This window comes from Hymenobacter algoricola (assembly GCF_039539525.1).
In the GTDB taxonomy this organism is placed as follows: domain Bacteria; phylum Bacteroidota; class Bacteroidia; order Cytophagales; family Hymenobacteraceae; genus Hymenobacter; species Hymenobacter algoricola.
Genome location: NZ_BAABDH010000110.1, coordinates 66,751 through 81,959 on the forward strand (window position 1 = coordinate 66,751; position 15,209 = coordinate 81,959).

General features: G+C 60.2%; 12 protein-coding genes. 2 read left to right on the forward strand and 10 right to left on the reverse strand.

From position 1 onward, the window contains the following. Positions 1-138 precede the first annotated feature (138 nt). The gene (locus ABD842_RS18810; RefSeq protein WP_345117304.1) at positions 139-819 is read left to right on the forward strand and encodes a sensor histidine kinase; all 681 of its coding nucleotides are present in this window, start codon (positions 139-141) and stop codon (positions 817-819) included. A 4-nt stretch (positions 820-823) separates the two neighbouring features. Next, positions 824-1,555, forward strand: coding sequence for a LytR/AlgR family response regulator transcription factor (locus ABD842_RS18815; RefSeq protein WP_345117306.1), 732 nt, complete (start codon positions 824-826; stop codon positions 1,553-1,555). A 1-nt stretch (position 1,556) separates the two neighbouring features. On the opposite strand, the gene ABD842_RS18820 is transcribed toward ABD842_RS18815, so the two are convergent. The 10 genes from ABD842_RS18820 to ABD842_RS18865 all read right to left on the reverse strand — a co-directional run bounded on the left by ABD842_RS18820 (position 1,557) and on the right by ABD842_RS18865 (position 14,940). Then, entirely contained in the window at positions 1,557-4,646 is a 3,090-nt protein-coding gene (locus tag ABD842_RS18820) for a lantibiotic dehydratase (RefSeq protein ID WP_345117308.1), read from the reverse strand. A 1,158-nt stretch (positions 4,647-5,804) separates the two neighbouring features. Further along, positions 5,805-6,512, reverse strand: coding sequence for a biotin/lipoyl-containing protein (locus ABD842_RS18825; RefSeq protein ID WP_345117310.1), 708 nt, complete (start codon positions 6,510-6,512; stop codon positions 5,805-5,807). 78 nt (positions 6,513-6,590) lie between these two features. Continuing rightward, a complete protein-coding gene (locus tag ABD842_RS18830) occupies positions 6,591-8,774 on the reverse strand; it encodes a peptidase domain-containing ABC transporter (RefSeq protein WP_345117312.1) in 2,184 nt (727 codons plus the stop codon). Positions 8,775-8,813: 39 nt separating this feature from the next. After that, positions 8,814-11,966 (reverse strand): lantibiotic dehydratase, encoded by a 3,153-nt coding sequence (locus ABD842_RS18835; RefSeq protein ID WP_345117314.1) that lies wholly within the window; start codon positions 11,964-11,966, stop codon positions 8,814-8,816. Between the two features lie 185 nt (positions 11,967-12,151). After that, positions 12,152-13,339 carry a lanthionine synthetase C family protein gene (locus ABD842_RS18840; protein WP_345117316.1) on the reverse strand — a complete coding sequence of 396 codons (1,188 nt, stop codon included), beginning with the start codon at positions 13,337-13,339 and terminating at the stop codon, positions 12,152-12,154. 239 nt (positions 13,340-13,578) lie between these two features. Further along, positions 13,579-13,776, reverse strand: a complete 198-nt coding sequence (locus ABD842_RS18845) for a class I lanthipeptide (protein WP_345117318.1) — start codon at positions 13,774-13,776, stop codon at positions 13,579-13,581. A 234-nt stretch (positions 13,777-14,010) separates the two neighbouring features. Continuing rightward, positions 14,011-14,205, reverse strand: a complete 195-nt coding sequence (locus ABD842_RS18850) for a class I lanthipeptide (RefSeq protein ID WP_345117320.1) — start codon at positions 14,203-14,205, stop codon at positions 14,011-14,013. 66 nt (positions 14,206-14,271) lie between these two features. After that, positions 14,272-14,460, reverse strand: a complete 189-nt coding sequence (locus tag ABD842_RS18855; protein WP_345117322.1) for a class I lanthipeptide — start codon at positions 14,458-14,460, stop codon at positions 14,272-14,274. A 26-nt stretch (positions 14,461-14,486) separates the two neighbouring features. After that, positions 14,487-14,681 carry a class I lanthipeptide gene (locus tag ABD842_RS18860; RefSeq protein ID WP_345117320.1) on the reverse strand — a complete coding sequence of 65 codons (195 nt, stop codon included), beginning with the start codon at positions 14,679-14,681 and terminating at the stop codon, positions 14,487-14,489. A 73-nt stretch (positions 14,682-14,754) separates the two neighbouring features. Then, entirely contained in the window at positions 14,755-14,940 is a 186-nt protein-coding gene (locus ABD842_RS18865) for a class I lanthipeptide (protein WP_345117324.1), read from the reverse strand. Positions 14,941-15,209 lie beyond the last annotated feature (269 nt).

Sequence of the window (15,209 nt, forward strand, 5' to 3'; positions counted from 1 at the left end):
GTCGTCCTGGCCTTAATGGTCGGTTTCACCCTGATACGGTACGTGTTGAGCATGTATATTCTTCCCCCCTTGCTTGACGTACCGATGACACCTATCCGATCCTATAAAATTTTCTGGGGTCAAACCATCTACCGGGGCATGTACTTTCTACTGCCCAGCATCGGCTACTGGTTCGCCCGGAATGCCATCCGCCTGGAAAAGCAGAAACGTGAGCAGGAGCACGACCTGCGGGTAGCCGAAAGAAACCTGATGGAAGCCAACTTGGCGTTTCTGAAGAACCAGATCAATCCGCACTTCCTCTTCAACTCGCTCAACTTCCTCTACGCCCAGGTATACCCGTATTCCGAGGAAACCGCCAAGGGCATTCTGCTGCTGTCCGATATCATGCGCTACGCCCTGAAGGAAGATGACAACAACGGCAAGGTGATGCTGGAGAAGGAAGTCCAGCACCTGCACAACTACATTGCCATCAACCAACTGCGGTTTAATCAACGGCTCCAGATTCAGTTTGAGATTAGCGGCAGCCTGCAGTTCATGATGATTCTGCCCCTGGTGCTGATTACATTCGTCGAAAACTGCTTTAAGCACGGGGAGCTGTCGGATCCGCAGAACCCGCTGCTGATTCAGATAACCACGGTGAATAACCAGCTCACGTTTCGCACCCGCAACAAGAAGCGGGATGGCCCCAAGGAGAAATCAACGGGCATTGGGCTGGACAATACCCAGCGCCGGCTCGATATGGTATATCCGGAACGCTATGTTTTAACGGTAAATGATGAGCAGGATTACTATACTTGCACTCTCATTATAGAGCTGTAAAATCATGATTTCTTGCCTGATAGTAGATGATGAGCAGGGTGCCATTGACATCCTGCGGACGTTTATCGAAAAAACGCCCTTTCTGAGCCTGCAGGGCAGCACCACCAACCCCATTGAAGCTTTGAGTATGCTGCAGAATCAGCCGGTGGACCTGCTGTTTCTGGATATTCACATGCCCCAGCTGTCGGGTCTCGACTTCATGCGTCTGCTCAAGGGCAAAACCAAGGTAATTCTGACCACGGCCTACAACGAGTTTGCCGTCGAGGGCTTCGAGCTGGAGGCTCTCGACTACCTGCTGAAGCCCATTGCCTTCGAACGGTTTCTGAAAGCCGCCCAAAAGGCTCTCAACTCCACCATCGAGCCCTCCGCGCGCTGGCAGCCGGCCGAAAAGGAAGACGACTATATCTTTGTCAAGACCGAAACCAAGGGCAAGATGACCAAGATCAACTTCGCCGAAATCGTCTTTGTCGAAGGCATGAAAAACTACCTGTCCATCAATACCAGCGAAGACCGGATTGTCACGCTGCTCAACATGAAGGACCTGGAAGACCGGCTGCCATCCAAGCAGTTTATGCGGGTGCACAAGTCCTACATTGTGGCGCTAAATAAAATCAAGGCCCTGGATGGCAACCAGATTCTGTTCAAGGACATGAAGGCCTACGTACCGCTGGGCGAGACGTACCGCAGCGCATTTTTTGAGGCCCTGAACGAAAAAATGATGGGCGTCAAAAAATAAGCTACGCCTTCTTCAGCATGGCCAGCTGCGACTGGTAGTGCCGGGCGAGGAAATCATAGAGTACCAGCTCGTGCAGGCGGGCCTCGGCTGGCAGCACGCGGTTGAGCAGCATGTGCAGGTAGGAGCCCAGCAGCTGATCTTTCTCTACGTCCAGCTGCCCGGCTTGTTCAGCCTGTTCAATTTGCCGGGCCAGGGCTCTAAGCGGCGGGGCAACCGACGTCTTTTCCGCCTGGTCCAGCGCCTGCCGGACCGCGGGCCGCAGAGCCCGGTACTTGGCGTCCAGCTGCAGCTTCAGGCCTTTGTTGGCGTCCAGCCCGAATTCGCGGCCAAACGAGTCCTTGAGCCGGCGCAGCAGCGCTTCCTTTTCCTCCACCGAATAAGCAAAAGCCCTGAGCAGCTCGTCCATTGCGCCCAGGCCCCACAGCCAGCTCTCCGCCCCTTCCTCCTGCTCGGCCAGCATGTCGAGCACGGCGGTGCTCTGCTGGCAAAACAAGGCTTCGGCCACCCCGATGGTGGTGCAGCCGTAGCGTTCCAGCTCCCGGCGGTAGGTGTCGGTCTGCATTTTCCAGATGGCCCCGCTGGCAATTAGCGGCTGCAAGTAGGCGCTGACCAGCTCCACCACCTGCCCCAGGCAGCCCGGCCGGGGCAAATGGAACCGGACCCGCAGGTGGTTGTCGGGGTCGGCGTAGCGGATGAAAAACCAGCCGTCAATCAGCTGCTGCTCGTGCAGCTCCGCCAGCAGGGGCCGAATGGCCTCAGCCAGAATCCGGTCGGCCACCTTCTGCCCGCAGTACAGCTTATAGTACAGCCACTCGGAGCCGAGGGAGAAATCCCGCTGTGGGGCTTCTGCCGGCTTCTTTTTCATGGGCACGGGCTGGCCGGGGGAGGCATAGCAGGGGCCCTGCCGCTGCAATAAGGCAATAAACTGCTGGGCATACGGCCGGCCGGCGGCGTCGCGCACGGGGCTCTGGGCAGGCTCGACCAAAAACTCCCGGAGGCTGACGCTGGAGCGGTTACGAATAGTGTCCAGCCAGACGCGCACGAGCAGCGTATTCTCCGCATCGACGAGCAGGTGATTGTCGCCGTCGGCAAGCGTAAACAAGCGCGGCAGCTGCCACTGCTGGCGAAACTGCTGCAGCACCTGCTCTACCTCGGCCGCCGGGGCCGCCAGCAGGGCCTGCAGATCTTCGGGCCCAAACTGCCAGGACGCCGGTTCCAGCACCACCTTGCCGTAGGTGAGCCGGGGCAGAAACTTGGCGTACAGGGATATCGACTGCCAGCTAAAGCCCAGGTGGGGCTGCAAGCCCTGGGTTTGCAAATCGCACAAAAACTGGTAGACGGGCAGGGCCTCGCGGGAAAAGTTGTGAGCCGTGCTCAGGCGGGGAATGATGCGCTGGCCGGTTTTGCGCGAGCGGAGCACCAGCTGCCCGCCCCGCACGGCCAGCACCAGGTCCTGCACCTGCACCTGTCCTTCCTCCGGCTGTCCCGCCTGCGCCAGGTACGGTATTTCCAGGTTCCGAAAAGCCGGGCGCAACAGGATATTGCCGATGCGGCTGGCGGGCAGGTGGCAGATTTCGGCAAAGCCCACGGCCGGGTTCTGCTCCTGCTCCTGCCGGGCTACCTGCTCTATCAGGCGGGCAATGGCGGGGTCGGCGTGGGCGAAGCGCCCCAGCAGGTTGACGGCGCTGGAGCCGCCCACGCTTTCCAGCAGCACCCGCTCAGCATCGATGATGCGGAACATCACCGACAAGGAAGGCGGCAGGGGCTGATGCCCGGGCCGGAACCGGCTCAGCTCCTCCTTGGTGATGTCGAGGCTGTAGAGCCGACCACGCTCAGCCTGCCGCAGCTTCTGGTACAGGTACTGCTGCACTTCCGTCTGCCGCAGCTCCCGCGACTTTGTACCTCCACCCGCCACGGCCAGGTCGTGTACCAAAGGCGAATAGCTGCTCTTGCCATAGTCGGTGTAGGAAAGGCCGCTTTCATTGTCGAGGGCGGCCAGCAACGGCACTTCCTGGTCTTCGTAGCGGTCCTGGAAGCGGCGGCGAAAGTCTTCGAGGCGGGGATTCTGGTGAGCTGGCGTAAGCTGCATAAGCACCTCCAGCGCCTCGATCAGCTCATCCTGGAGGCCAGATGCCAGCGTCGAGCGGCCGGCCGTCAGCCCCTGAATTGCATCTGTTTGAAACAGCTTGCCCGCTTCCGGCGCTACTCCCAGCGGCGCCAGAGTGGCAACGATTTGCTCATAGTCTGCCGCCCGGTTGGCCCGGGTCTGATCCAGGGCCTGTAGCTGTTGCCCGGCCCGTCGGAGCACCTGAGCCAGCGAGGCCACGGCGGGGTCGGCGCCGGCTGTGGCTACCCGGTCCAGCACGGCCTGAATACGGTAAAAGAATTCCTCTCCCGTTACGGTCGGCTCCAGCTCATGCACCAGAAGCTGGTTTTGGATAAGCGCGTCAATAAACTCGGCTGCTTCGGCCGCGTCGGCTTCCTCGGCGCCGAGCAGGGCTACCAGGCTGGTATAGTCTTGCCCACCCTGCGCCGCCGCCAGCACCTGCAGCAGGTAGGGCGAGGCCTCCACCGCGCTGATCTGGTGCACGCGGCTGCCCCCGGCGTAGTGGTACTCTACGTAGCGAACTTCTTCCCCGGTATGGTAGAGACTGGTATTGGGCCAGTAGCGCAGCCGGGGCCGGATGCTCTCGTGGGCGGCCAGGTGCTTAGCCAGGGCACACAGATAGTGCATGTCGAGGCGGGTATGGCGGGCAGCCCGGGCGGGGTTCACTTCGATGTTGCTTTCCGGGCCCCAGTCTACCACGGCGCAGCCCGCAAACAGTCCGAACGGGGTGCAGCGGCTGGTGGAGCGCACGTGGTAGCGGGTAAGGGTAGCCTGCAGCTTCTCAATTTTGCGCGCATCGGTCAGCTCACCCCGCTGCCACTTGCGGCATTCCTCGTGCAGGGCCGGAGAAGCCAGATACACGGCTTCCATGAATCCGACCTGGTCCAGGCTGGCCCGGATGACGGCCTCGTCGAAATCAATCCGAAAGGGCTGCGTGGGCGTGCGCAGGATTAACTGGGGATGGAATTCGTAGAGGAGGTTCATAAGCGCAGATTACCGGCGGAAAAAGCTCTGCCCTGGGCACGGCCGCTACTGAAAAACGGTCGGGACAGAGCAGGCCAAATTTGCGCATAATCTGGACAACCCAAAGGTGTCCGGTCCGGATTCTAATGCCACGGGTCTGCGCAGACACAGGCACTCTTTAAACAGCGCTTGAATCTTGCCGGCCATCATCTTATCCGTGCCGTAGGCTTTCATGGCCGCTTCCGCCTCGGTCGAAAGACCGTGGAGACGCCTGTTTGGGGTTGCGTTCTGGAACGCGTTGTTCACCCACCAGAACGGGTTGTGCTCCCGAACACAGTGCTCAGAATGCCCTGGGCACTTCCGCTTTACCTATGACCGAGCTTCGTTTTTCGGCCGGGTATCCACGCGCGCTTCCACCACATATTGAATCGTACTCGGCACGGCGGGGAAAGGTCCAGCCCCGTCGCCGTCGTCTTAGTGGCGTCGGCACTGGTCGGGTACGTCGCCCAACTCGTGCTCAGGCCGTTATCATTGGGCGTATCCAGGGCAATGACGCGGGTGCTGGCGCTGATCCGGGTAGCATCGTCGGTGCCTACGGGCAGCAGAACGACTACTGTTCAGCAGCGGGTGAGTGGCTGTTTGCCCGTGGCGGGGCGGGAATAAGCAAAAAAACGCTCAGCCCACCGCCACTGTTCCCGACGGCCAAAGCGTGAAAAACACGGCTACTAGCACCCGCCACGTGGGCCACGACGCGGGCAAACGGCTTAAAGGACGCAAGCGTTTTTTTCTGGCGGACACCCACAATAACATCCTGGCCGGCTTCGTCGTGGCAGCTCATTGCCACGACGAAGCTACGGCCGCCCGTGTGTGGGACGCGCTGGCGGTCGGCAACGAACTACTGGACTGCTTATAGGTCGTGTTCGTGGATGGGAGCTTTGGCCGCCGCTGTCATCAGCATGTGACCAAGCGCAGCCTGCGGGCACGAGTGCCTACGGGAGTCGTCGCCGATAAAGGGCGATTTTTCGTCCACGCCAAGCGCTGGGTGGTGAAGCGCAGCACCGTCTGGGCAGGTAACAATCGTCGGCTGACCAAGCATTACAAACGCAAAACCTAACATGCCAACGCTTCGCTCTATCTGACCAACATCTGACGACTGACCAAGCTAACTTAAATAACTTCTTACAGATGCAACAGGTGCTCGAGCACGTGTTTATCAGTGGTGATAATCTGGGCTGTACCCTGACTCAACCCGGCTACGGGCAGCAGCGTACCGTGCGTGCTCCGATAGCCCTGGTCGAGGACCACGGTCACCGTGGCTTGGTTAGCCCCGGCGGGTTGGGCCGGTCGCACCACATGCCCCGTCAGTTGCCCAAATTTATTGCTTGGAAAGGCGTTTAGGCTGATGAGTACCCGCTGCCCCACGCGCACCCGCCGGCCCAGCGGGGCTGCCAGCGTAATGGTAGAGCGCCGGGCATGCGCCGTGGGCCGCAGCCGCAAGACCACTCGCCCACCAGGTGCGGCGGGTGCCTCCACAATCCCCGCTGTGGGCGCTGAGAGGGCCCGTTCCGCTTTGCCCTGGCGTACGATGGCCAGCAGTTGCCCTGCTTCCACAGTTTGCCCTGGCTGCACGCGCAGTGTGTAGTCGGTGGCGCCGGCAGGCAGCGCAATGGCGGTGAGCTGTGAGCCCGCGTACAGCGCCACCTGACCCGTAATGACGCGGGGGTAGCGCACAAACCCCGCAGCTCCCAGCAGCACCAGAATGCCGCCCAGCAGCAACAGGCTGCCCCAGCGTACCAGCCAGATAGGGGGCGCATCCAGAATGTTCTTGACTTCGGTACTCAGCGTGAGCACCGGCCGCACCGGCGGCGGCGGTAAGGTAGCAGGCATGGCTTCTCAGAAAAGGGAAGTAGAAGGAAAGGAAAGTACCCCGGAAGCGGGCAGGCGGCGTAAAATGCCACGGGCAGCTTAGTCGCCGAGCTCGAGCTGGTTTTTGACGAGGTGAAAGTAAGTGCCGCGCTGGTCAATGAGTTGGGCATGGTCACCCACTTCAACCACCTGACCTTTTTCGAGCACAATGATCTGATCGGCGTTGCGGACGGTACTCAGCCGGTGGGCGATGATGACGACCGTCTTTCTGTCGAAGAAGCGGGTCAGATTTTCGCTGATCAGGCGCTCATTGCGGGCGTCGAGGGCGCTGGTGGCCTCGTCGAAAAACAGGAACTCAGGGTTCTTGTACACGGCCCGCGCAATGAGGATGCGCTGCTTCTGGCCCGTGCTCAAGCCGCGCCCGTTCTGACCTATCTTGGTGTTGTAGCGTAGCGGCAGCGCATCAATATACTCCTCGATATTAGCTACTTGCACCGCGTGACGAATCCGTGCAGGGTCTATGTCGCCTTCGCCCACGGCGATGTTGTGGGTAATGGTGTCGTTGAAGATGTAGCCTTCCTGCATCACGGCGCCGCACTTGTCGCGCCAGCCTCGGTGGCTTAGCGTGGAGAGGGATTGACTGGCCACCGAGATGTCACCCTGGCTGGGGTCGTAGAAGCGGAGCAGCAGCTTGAGCAGGGTCGTTTTGCCGCTGCCGCTGGCTCCCACGATGGCCGTTACCTTCTGGTGCGGAATGGTGAGGCTAACGTTGGTGAGTGCCGGCGTGGTGCTGCTGTCGTAGCGGAACGTGAGGTTGCGGATGGCAATGTCGCCGGTCGGCACTGCCGGCACGGGCTCGGCCAGCACGGCCTGGGTTTCCTCGTCGGTCTTGGCGTGGATTTCATTGATGCGGCTGATGCTCAGGCGTGCATCCTGCCAGGACTTGATGAAGTCGACAATCTGCAAAATCGGCGAATTAAGCTGCCCGATGATGTAGGCAATGGAGAGCATCACCCCCAGCGTAATCTCCCCGCTGAGCACGAGCCGAGCGGCCAGAAACGAGATGAGAATGTTCTTCAGCTCGTTGATGAGCGAGGCGCCGCCACTCTGCATGTGGCTTATCTTCAGACCGCTGAGGTTGGTTTGAAACAGGCCCACCTGTAGCAGCTCCCACTGCCAGCGCTTTTTCTGCTCGGCGTTGTGGAGCTTGATTTCCTGCATGCCGTGGATGAGCTCCAGGTTTTTCTCCTGCTGCTGGGCCAGCTGGCTGAAGCGCTTGTAGTCGAGCTTGGCGCGCTTGGCCATAAAAACCATGATCCAGACGAAGTAGGCCACGCTGAATACCAGAAACACCAGGAAGATGAGCGGGCTGTACACGGCCAGCACCACCCCGAACACGAGCAGACTCACGAAGGAAAACACCGCGTTGAGCGTCCCCGAAGTCAGGAACAGCTCGACTCGCTGGTGGTCATTGATGCGCTGCAGGATGTCGCCGGTCATCTTCACGTCGAAGTAGCCCAGCGGCAGCTTCATTAGCTTGATGAAGAAGTCGGAAAGCAGGTTGATGTTGATACGGCTGCTCAGGTGCATCAGAATGTGGCCGCGCAGCAGCTCGGCGCTGGTTTTGCCCAGAAATAACAGCAGCTGGCCCATCAGCAGCAGGTTGATGAAGCCCAGGTTGTGCTGCTGAATACCGATATCGACCAGGCTCTGGGTGAGGAAGGGCACGAGCAGCTGCAGCAGGCTGCTGACGACGAGCCCCGTCACGAGCTGCACGAGCAGCAGCTTGTACTTGAGCAGGTATTTGGAGATGAAGTGCAGTCCCTCAGTCACCGAGCTGGCTTCTGATTCCAGCTCCTCAAAGGCGGGAGTAGTGCTCAGCGTGAGAACGATACCCTCTCCCTCGGCTACTGCCCAGCCCTTGACAAACTCTTCCTTGGTGTAGGTGAGCAGACCGTGGGCCGGGTCGGAAACAAAGATTTTGCCGCGCCGGATTTTGTAGACGATGACAAAGTGGTGCTGGTTCCAGTGGGCAATACAGGGCAGAGGCACCTCCTCAGCGAGGGCCTCGAAGCTGAGGCGGGCGCCCTGGGTGTCGAAGCCCACCTGGGTAGCCGCGTCGCTGATGCCTCGCAGGCTGGAGCCGGCGCGGGTGGTATTGGAAATCTTGCGCAGGTAGTCGAGCGAGAGCAGCTTGCCGTAGTACTTGCTGATGATGCGCAGGCAGGTGGGCCCGCAGTCCATCTCGTCGTATTGATGGTAGTGGGGAAAGGTCGCAAACATCGCACTTGGAATTAGATAGCGTAAAAACAACAGGCGGGCTTAGGCGAGCACCGCCCGGGGTTTGGCCCGGGCCAGCGCCGACTGGTAGTAGCGCGAGAGGAAGTCGTAGAGGACCAGCTCGTGCAGGCGCGGACTCACGGTGGTGATGCGGTTGAGCAGCATATGAATGTAGCTGCTGAGCAGGCTGTTGAGACCGGGGCGCAGTTCCTGGCGGACGTGGCGGGCCAGCAGATCATCGGCCAGGGGCTGAAGCTGGGCCGATTTATGGCGTAGCACGGCCAGCAGAGGCGCCATATCGTGCAGCAGGTCCCGGTCTCGGTCGAGCACCAGCTCAAGCTGGGCCTTGTTGCTGCGGTATTTGTAATCGAGCTGAAGCTTCAGGGGCTTGTCGAGCCCAAACTCGGCCCCGAAGGCCGTGCGCAGTTGCAGCAACAGGTCGGCCTTCTGGGGCAAGGTGTAGCGGAAGGTATCGAGCAGCTCGTCCACGGCGCGCAGGCCCCAGCTCCACTTCACGGTTTCGCGCTCATCGCCGCCGGTATGGTCGAGCAACGCCAGCAGGGCCTCACTGTCGTGGTAGAAGAACGTCTCGGCCTGCTCGATGGTGGCGTGGCCGTAGCGGTCCAGCTCGCGCTGGTAGGTGTCGAGCTGCTGCTGCCAGAGGTAGCCGGCGGCCTGAAAGGGCTGTAAGTAGCTATGCACAAGGCGCAGCACGTCGCCGAGTCGGGCCACGTCGGGCAGGTGCAGGCGCAGGCGCAGGTGAAAGTCCGGGTCGTTGTAGCGGATAAAAAACCATTTGTCGACCAGACCCAGGGCGCGCAGCTCCTCCGTCAGGGGCTTTACAGCTTCGAGCAGAATCTTATCGGCTGCCTTGAGCCCGCAATACACTTTGTAGTAAACCCACTCGGAGCCCGGGGCAAAGCTGGCCGTGACAGGCGCGGCCGCAGGCCTTACCGCGGCTACCGGTGCCATGGGCCGGGCCCGGTACGAGGGGCCCTGTTTGAGCAGCACGGCTACAAGCTGGTTGGCGAAAGGGGCGCCGTGCTCGTCCACCACCGGAGCCTGGGGTGTAATAAACTCCCGCAGCAGGAAGCTAGGCCGGTTCTTCACGGCTTCAAGCCAGATGTCGACCATCGACTCGCTGTCCAGGTCCACGAGCAGCTCATTGTCGCCGTCGGCCAGCACCAGGTGGCGGGGTAGCTGCCACTGGGCCCGAAACTGGGTTAGAGCCGCTGCGCGCGCCTCGCCGCGCAGGCCCAGCAAGGGCTTCACGTCGGACTGGGCAAAGCTCCAGCGGGCCAGGTGCAGAATGGCGTTTTGAAACGTGACCCGGGGCAAAAACTGGTGCTGAGCCTGCAGGTTGCCCCAGTTGAAGTACAACCCGCTCCGCTTGTCCTGCAGCTGCAAGTCGCACAGAAACTGGTAGACCGGCAGCGCGTTGTTTGAGTAGTTGTGGGCCGTGCTCAGGCGCGGAATAATCTCCTTGTTGAGCCGCTTGGAGCGCAGCACCAGCCGGCCTCCCTGCACTGAGAGGAAGAGGTCGTGCACGTCGAGCTGAAACTCGGGCGCCAGACTTGACTTGGCCAGGTACGGAATTTCGTAGGCCCGGAAAACGGGGTGCAGCAGGATGTTGCCAACCCGGCTTTCGGGCAGGTGAATAATCTCGGCATACACCACGTCGGGGTCCTGGGCCTGCTCGGTGCGGGCAATGTCGCCTACCAGGTCCAGAATACCGGCGTCGGCGTGGGCAAAGCGCCCGAGCAGGTTGGCTGCGCTGCTGCCGCCCACGCTCTCGATATACACGGTGGAAGCATCAACCACCCGAAACAGGATGGAGAGCGAGGGCGGCAGATCCTGCCAGTCCTCGGTGAAGTCGCTGAGCTCCGCGGCCGTTAGCTCCACGTTCAGGGTCTTGTCGGCGTAGGCCTTTTGCAGCTTACGGTTGAGAAACGCCTCGAGCTTGCCCCAGGCAAACTTCTGCTCACGCTCCTTGCCCGTAGGGTGGAGGTTGCCCACGAGCGGGGAGAGAGTGGAGCCGCTGCTTTCGAGGTAGCCCAGCCCGGTTTCGGTATCCATCACCTCGAGCAGGGGCATCTCGCGGTCCTCGTAGCGGGCCGTGAAGCGGGTTTTGAACGACTGCAGCTTCTCGCTGCTCTTCGGTACGGTCAGCTTGTTGAGCGCCGTGAGGGCGCCCTGCAGCTGCTCCTGGAAAGTGCTGGCCAAACCGGGCCCTTGCACGGCCTTCACCAGGTCGGTTTGGAAGAGCTTGCTTTCGTCGTAGGGCACGCCCAGCGAGTCGAGCACGGTCAGCAGCTCCTGATAGCGGGCCACATCGGGCTGGGGGTTGGCGTCGAGCTGGGCCAGCAGGCGGTCGGCCGTGCGCAGCGTGCCGATAATAGCGCTCAGCTCGGGGGTGTTTGCCTGGTTAAGCTCTTCGAGCACGGCCAGCAGCTGATACAAGAACTCGGGCCCCGTGATGGCCGGCTCCAGCTCATTGACGAGCAGCTGCGAGCCCACTACGGCGCCGAGAAACTCGTGCGCGTCGGCGGCCGTGATATCGTCGCTGATAAGCTGCTGGGCAAGCTGGTCGATGGTAGCGCCGCCGGCAGCGGTCGTCAGCAGGTCGGAGAGGTAGGGCGAGGCGGCTACCGAGCTGATTTGGTGCTTGCGCCGGCCGTTGTGGTAAAGGTACTCCACGTAGCGCAACTCCTCCCCGATGCGGTAGAGGCTGGTGTTGGGCACATAGCGCAGGCCCTGGCGCACGACGGGCAGCGTAGCCAGCTGCTGGGCCAGGGCACAAAGGAAGTGCATGTCGAGGCGGGTGTGGCGGCTGGTGCGGCGGCTGTCGAGCACGAGCGGGCCGGGCGCTGCGGAGCCCTCGTCGCCGGCGGCGGCGTGCCACTGGGTGAGGCCACAGCCCGAAAACAGCCCGAAGGGCGTACAGCGGCTGCTCATTCGGCGAAAGTACTTGCTCACCGAGCGGCCAAGCTTTTCCACTTCCTTGGGCGTGGTGAGCTGCCCGTCGCGGCACTTGATACACTCCTTGTACAGTACTGGCGAGGCCAGGTAAATAGCTTCCAGAAACGCTTCATCCTGCAAGAGGGCCGCAAGGGCTACGGTCCCGAGCTGGTCAGAAAAAGCGAAGCGGGGCGTTCTAACTACCAGGCGTTTATCGAATACGTAGGGCGTGTTCATACTAGGCGGGTAAGAGGGACAGAGAAAAAGGAAGGACCGGAGTAGCCGGTTTCTTATCTCAAAAGTATCCGGCACCCCAGGGCGATGAAAAAAAATTACACGAACCCTATTATTGCCTGTATCAACCCCCGCCCCGGGCTCTTAAAAGCCGGCCGGGCGGGGCTGTTTTCCCGCCCGCCTTGGCGTCAGGACAGGGCAAAGAACCGGTCCCAGTCCGAGGGCTCGTCGGGCGAGTCGGCCACGAAGTCGGCCAGCACCAGCCCGATGCCGCAGGCGCCGTCGAGCAGGCCGTAGGTGGTGGCGTAGATTCCGTCGCCCATGTTTTTCTGGTAGCCACCCGGGCCGTCGGGCCGGTTGCCCATGAGTAGGGTCTGGCCAATCCAGTACTCGTAGCTGGCCCGAAACTGGGGGTGCCCCGTAGCCTGGTGCCACTTCTTGTAGAGGTGAGCCAGGCCAGCGGCGCCGTGGCACATAGCCCCATCGACGATAAGGGCTTTCTGCGGGGTGTTTCGCTCCGTGCTGCGCAGGGCAATGGCCGTGGCCGTGGCCCGCAGCTCGTCGTCGTGCAGGGCCTCACTGGCCGCCAGCAGAACCAACGAAAGCATAGTGTCGCCGTAGCACCAGCCGTTGGGAATGTCGTAGGTGGTATCAAACAGATCCGTGTTGTCGCGCAGCTGTACGATAGACGGAAACTGCGACCGGGATGTCGGATCAGTGGATTTGTAGCGCTGCACCTGCTGCACAATGGCCCGGATGGTGGCCTCCACCCGCTCAGGCTGGGGGGCTACGGGCAGGTACTTCACCAAAAACATCAGGGCCGCGAGCTGCCCGTGGGCCATGCCGCAGTTGACGTACTGGCCGGGAGCGGGGACCAGCGTGGGCGCCAGCTGGCGCAGCATTTCCTCGCCTACCAGCACCAGCGTGTCGGTGACGGCCGGAGTGGCCAGCTGCCGGTGCAAAAAGTAAAAGGCCACTCCGAGGGCTCCGTGCAGGTAATCGAGGTTGGCCTGTGATGCCGTTTTGAGAAAGGACTGGTAGAGTGCCGTGTCGCACTGCGTCAGAAACTCTTCGGCCCCTTCGTCGAGGATGTTATGCTCCACCAGGTAGCTCAGCATGGAGGCCAGCCCGGCCAGGCCGTCGCAGTAGGAAGACGAGCCCAGGCCCGCGCTAATCTCATCCAGGAGCGAATCGAGGATGGTGGCGGCCTTCTGCCGGTAGCTCTCCTGGTCGTAGATTGTATAGAGCTTGTAGTAGAGCAGCGGCAAGCCTCCTTTGCCACACAGAAAGGAGCTGGTTGAGTGGTCGGCGTACGTGGCGAAAATGTCCTGCTCGAGTTGAGTCAGCTTGTTGGCAACTAGGGTCTTGGTGTCCATAAAATAACTGAGAAAGACGATGGGTGGCGGGGATACTACACCGCGCTAGCTTGCCCGACCAGGAGTGGTCGAACAAGCTAGCGGGATAGGGGTAGCTGGAGGAGACGGCAGCTGACAGGGCGGGGTTGGTCGCTAAGCAGGCTCGCTTACAAGGAGCATTTCTGGTGAGGATAGACCAACTATCCGCGGCGCTGTCGGGCTGCCGGCCCGGACCCAGCAAGGGGCGCTTGGAGGCTGAATTAGTTGGCTTCTTCTACCTGGTGGCTGCCGCTGTTGAGCGTGGTGCAGGCGCAGCAGGTGAAGTTGTTGTAGGAGCTCTGCGAAGAGCCGGTCTGGCCATCACCGCCGTGCACCTGGTCCAGATCGTCCGGGGTCAGGCTGGCTACTTTCTCTTTGTTGAAGGAGAGCTTGGTGGCGAAAACGTCTTGCTTTTTCATAAAAAATGAGAAAAAAGGTTGAAAAAAAGAAAAGAAAAAATGACTGTGAGCAGGCTATAGCAGTTTCGCGAACAGTGTAGCGGTTGCATTCGCTCCGGTCGGACGGCTTTTTCCGCCGTCGGACCGGTCGTTGTAGGCCCGATGTATTTATCGGCAGCCAGCGACGACCGGTCCGACGGCGAAAAGCCGTCAGACCGGGTACACCGTTCACGAAACCGCTATGTTTTATACAGCTTAGTTGGCCTCTTCTACATGCGGGTGGCTGCCGCTGTTGAGCGTGGTGCAGGCGCAGCAGGTGAAGTTGTTGTAGGAGCTCTCCCCGGTGGCACCGCCGCCGCCGTGTACCTGGCCCAGGTCATCGGGCGTGAGGCTGGCTACTTTCTCTTTGTTGAAGGAGAGCTTAGAGGCAAATGCGTCTTGCTTTTTCATAAAAAAAGGAAAAATGGGTTGGAAAAAATGAAGGAAAATAAAGAAGTGACGGAGGGGAAAAGCGGCTTAGTTGACCTCTTCTCCATGAATGGACACCGTAGTGCAGGCGCAGCAGGTGAAGTTGTGGTAGGAGCTGTGGAAAGTTTCGCCCTGACCGTTGCCGCCGTGCACCTGGCCCAGATCATCGGGGGTCAGACTAGCCACTTTCTCCTTGTCGAAGGAGAGCTTGGTGGCAAATGCATCTTGCTTTTTCATAAAAACGAGGAGTGCTAAGCCGCCGCTTAGTTGGCCTCTTCTACATGCGGGTGGCTGCCGCTGTTGAGCGTGGTGCAGGCGCAGCAGGTGAAGTTGTTGTAGGAGCTCTCCCCGGTGGCGCCACCGCCGCCGTGTACCTGGCCCAGGTCATCGGGGGTGAGGCTGGCTACTTTCTCCTTGTTGAAGGAGAGCTTAGAGGCAAATGCGTCTTGCTTTTTCATAAAAAATGAGAAAAAAGGTTGAAAAAAGAAAAGAAAAAAAGAATCAATAGAACTAAGCCACGGCTTAGTTGACCTACTCTACCACTATCTCGACGCGGATCGAGGTGCACAGGCAGCAGGTAAAGTTTTGCTGAGAGCTGTGCGAAGAACCACCGTGACCGTCGCCACCGTGCACCTGGTCCAGATCATCGGGGGTCAGGTTGGCTACTTTCTCCTTGTTGAAGGAGAGCTTAGAGGCAAATGCGTCTTGCTTTTTCATAAAAAATGGAAGAAAAGGAGTGAAAAAAAGAACTGGACAGGGCCAAGCAGAGGCTGAGCTGAAATTCTATAATACCTCTGCCAGCGTGTTGATAAACCCCCTGGTGGAGCACACGCAGCAGGTGAAATTGTAGTTGGAGCTGTTATCCGAAGAGAGGGCATTGCCGGTGCCGTGTACCTGGTCGAGGTCGTCGGGGGTGAGGCTGGCTACTTTCTCCTTGTTGCAGGAGAGTTTGGGGCAGATGAGCCATGCTTTTTTATAAAAAATTT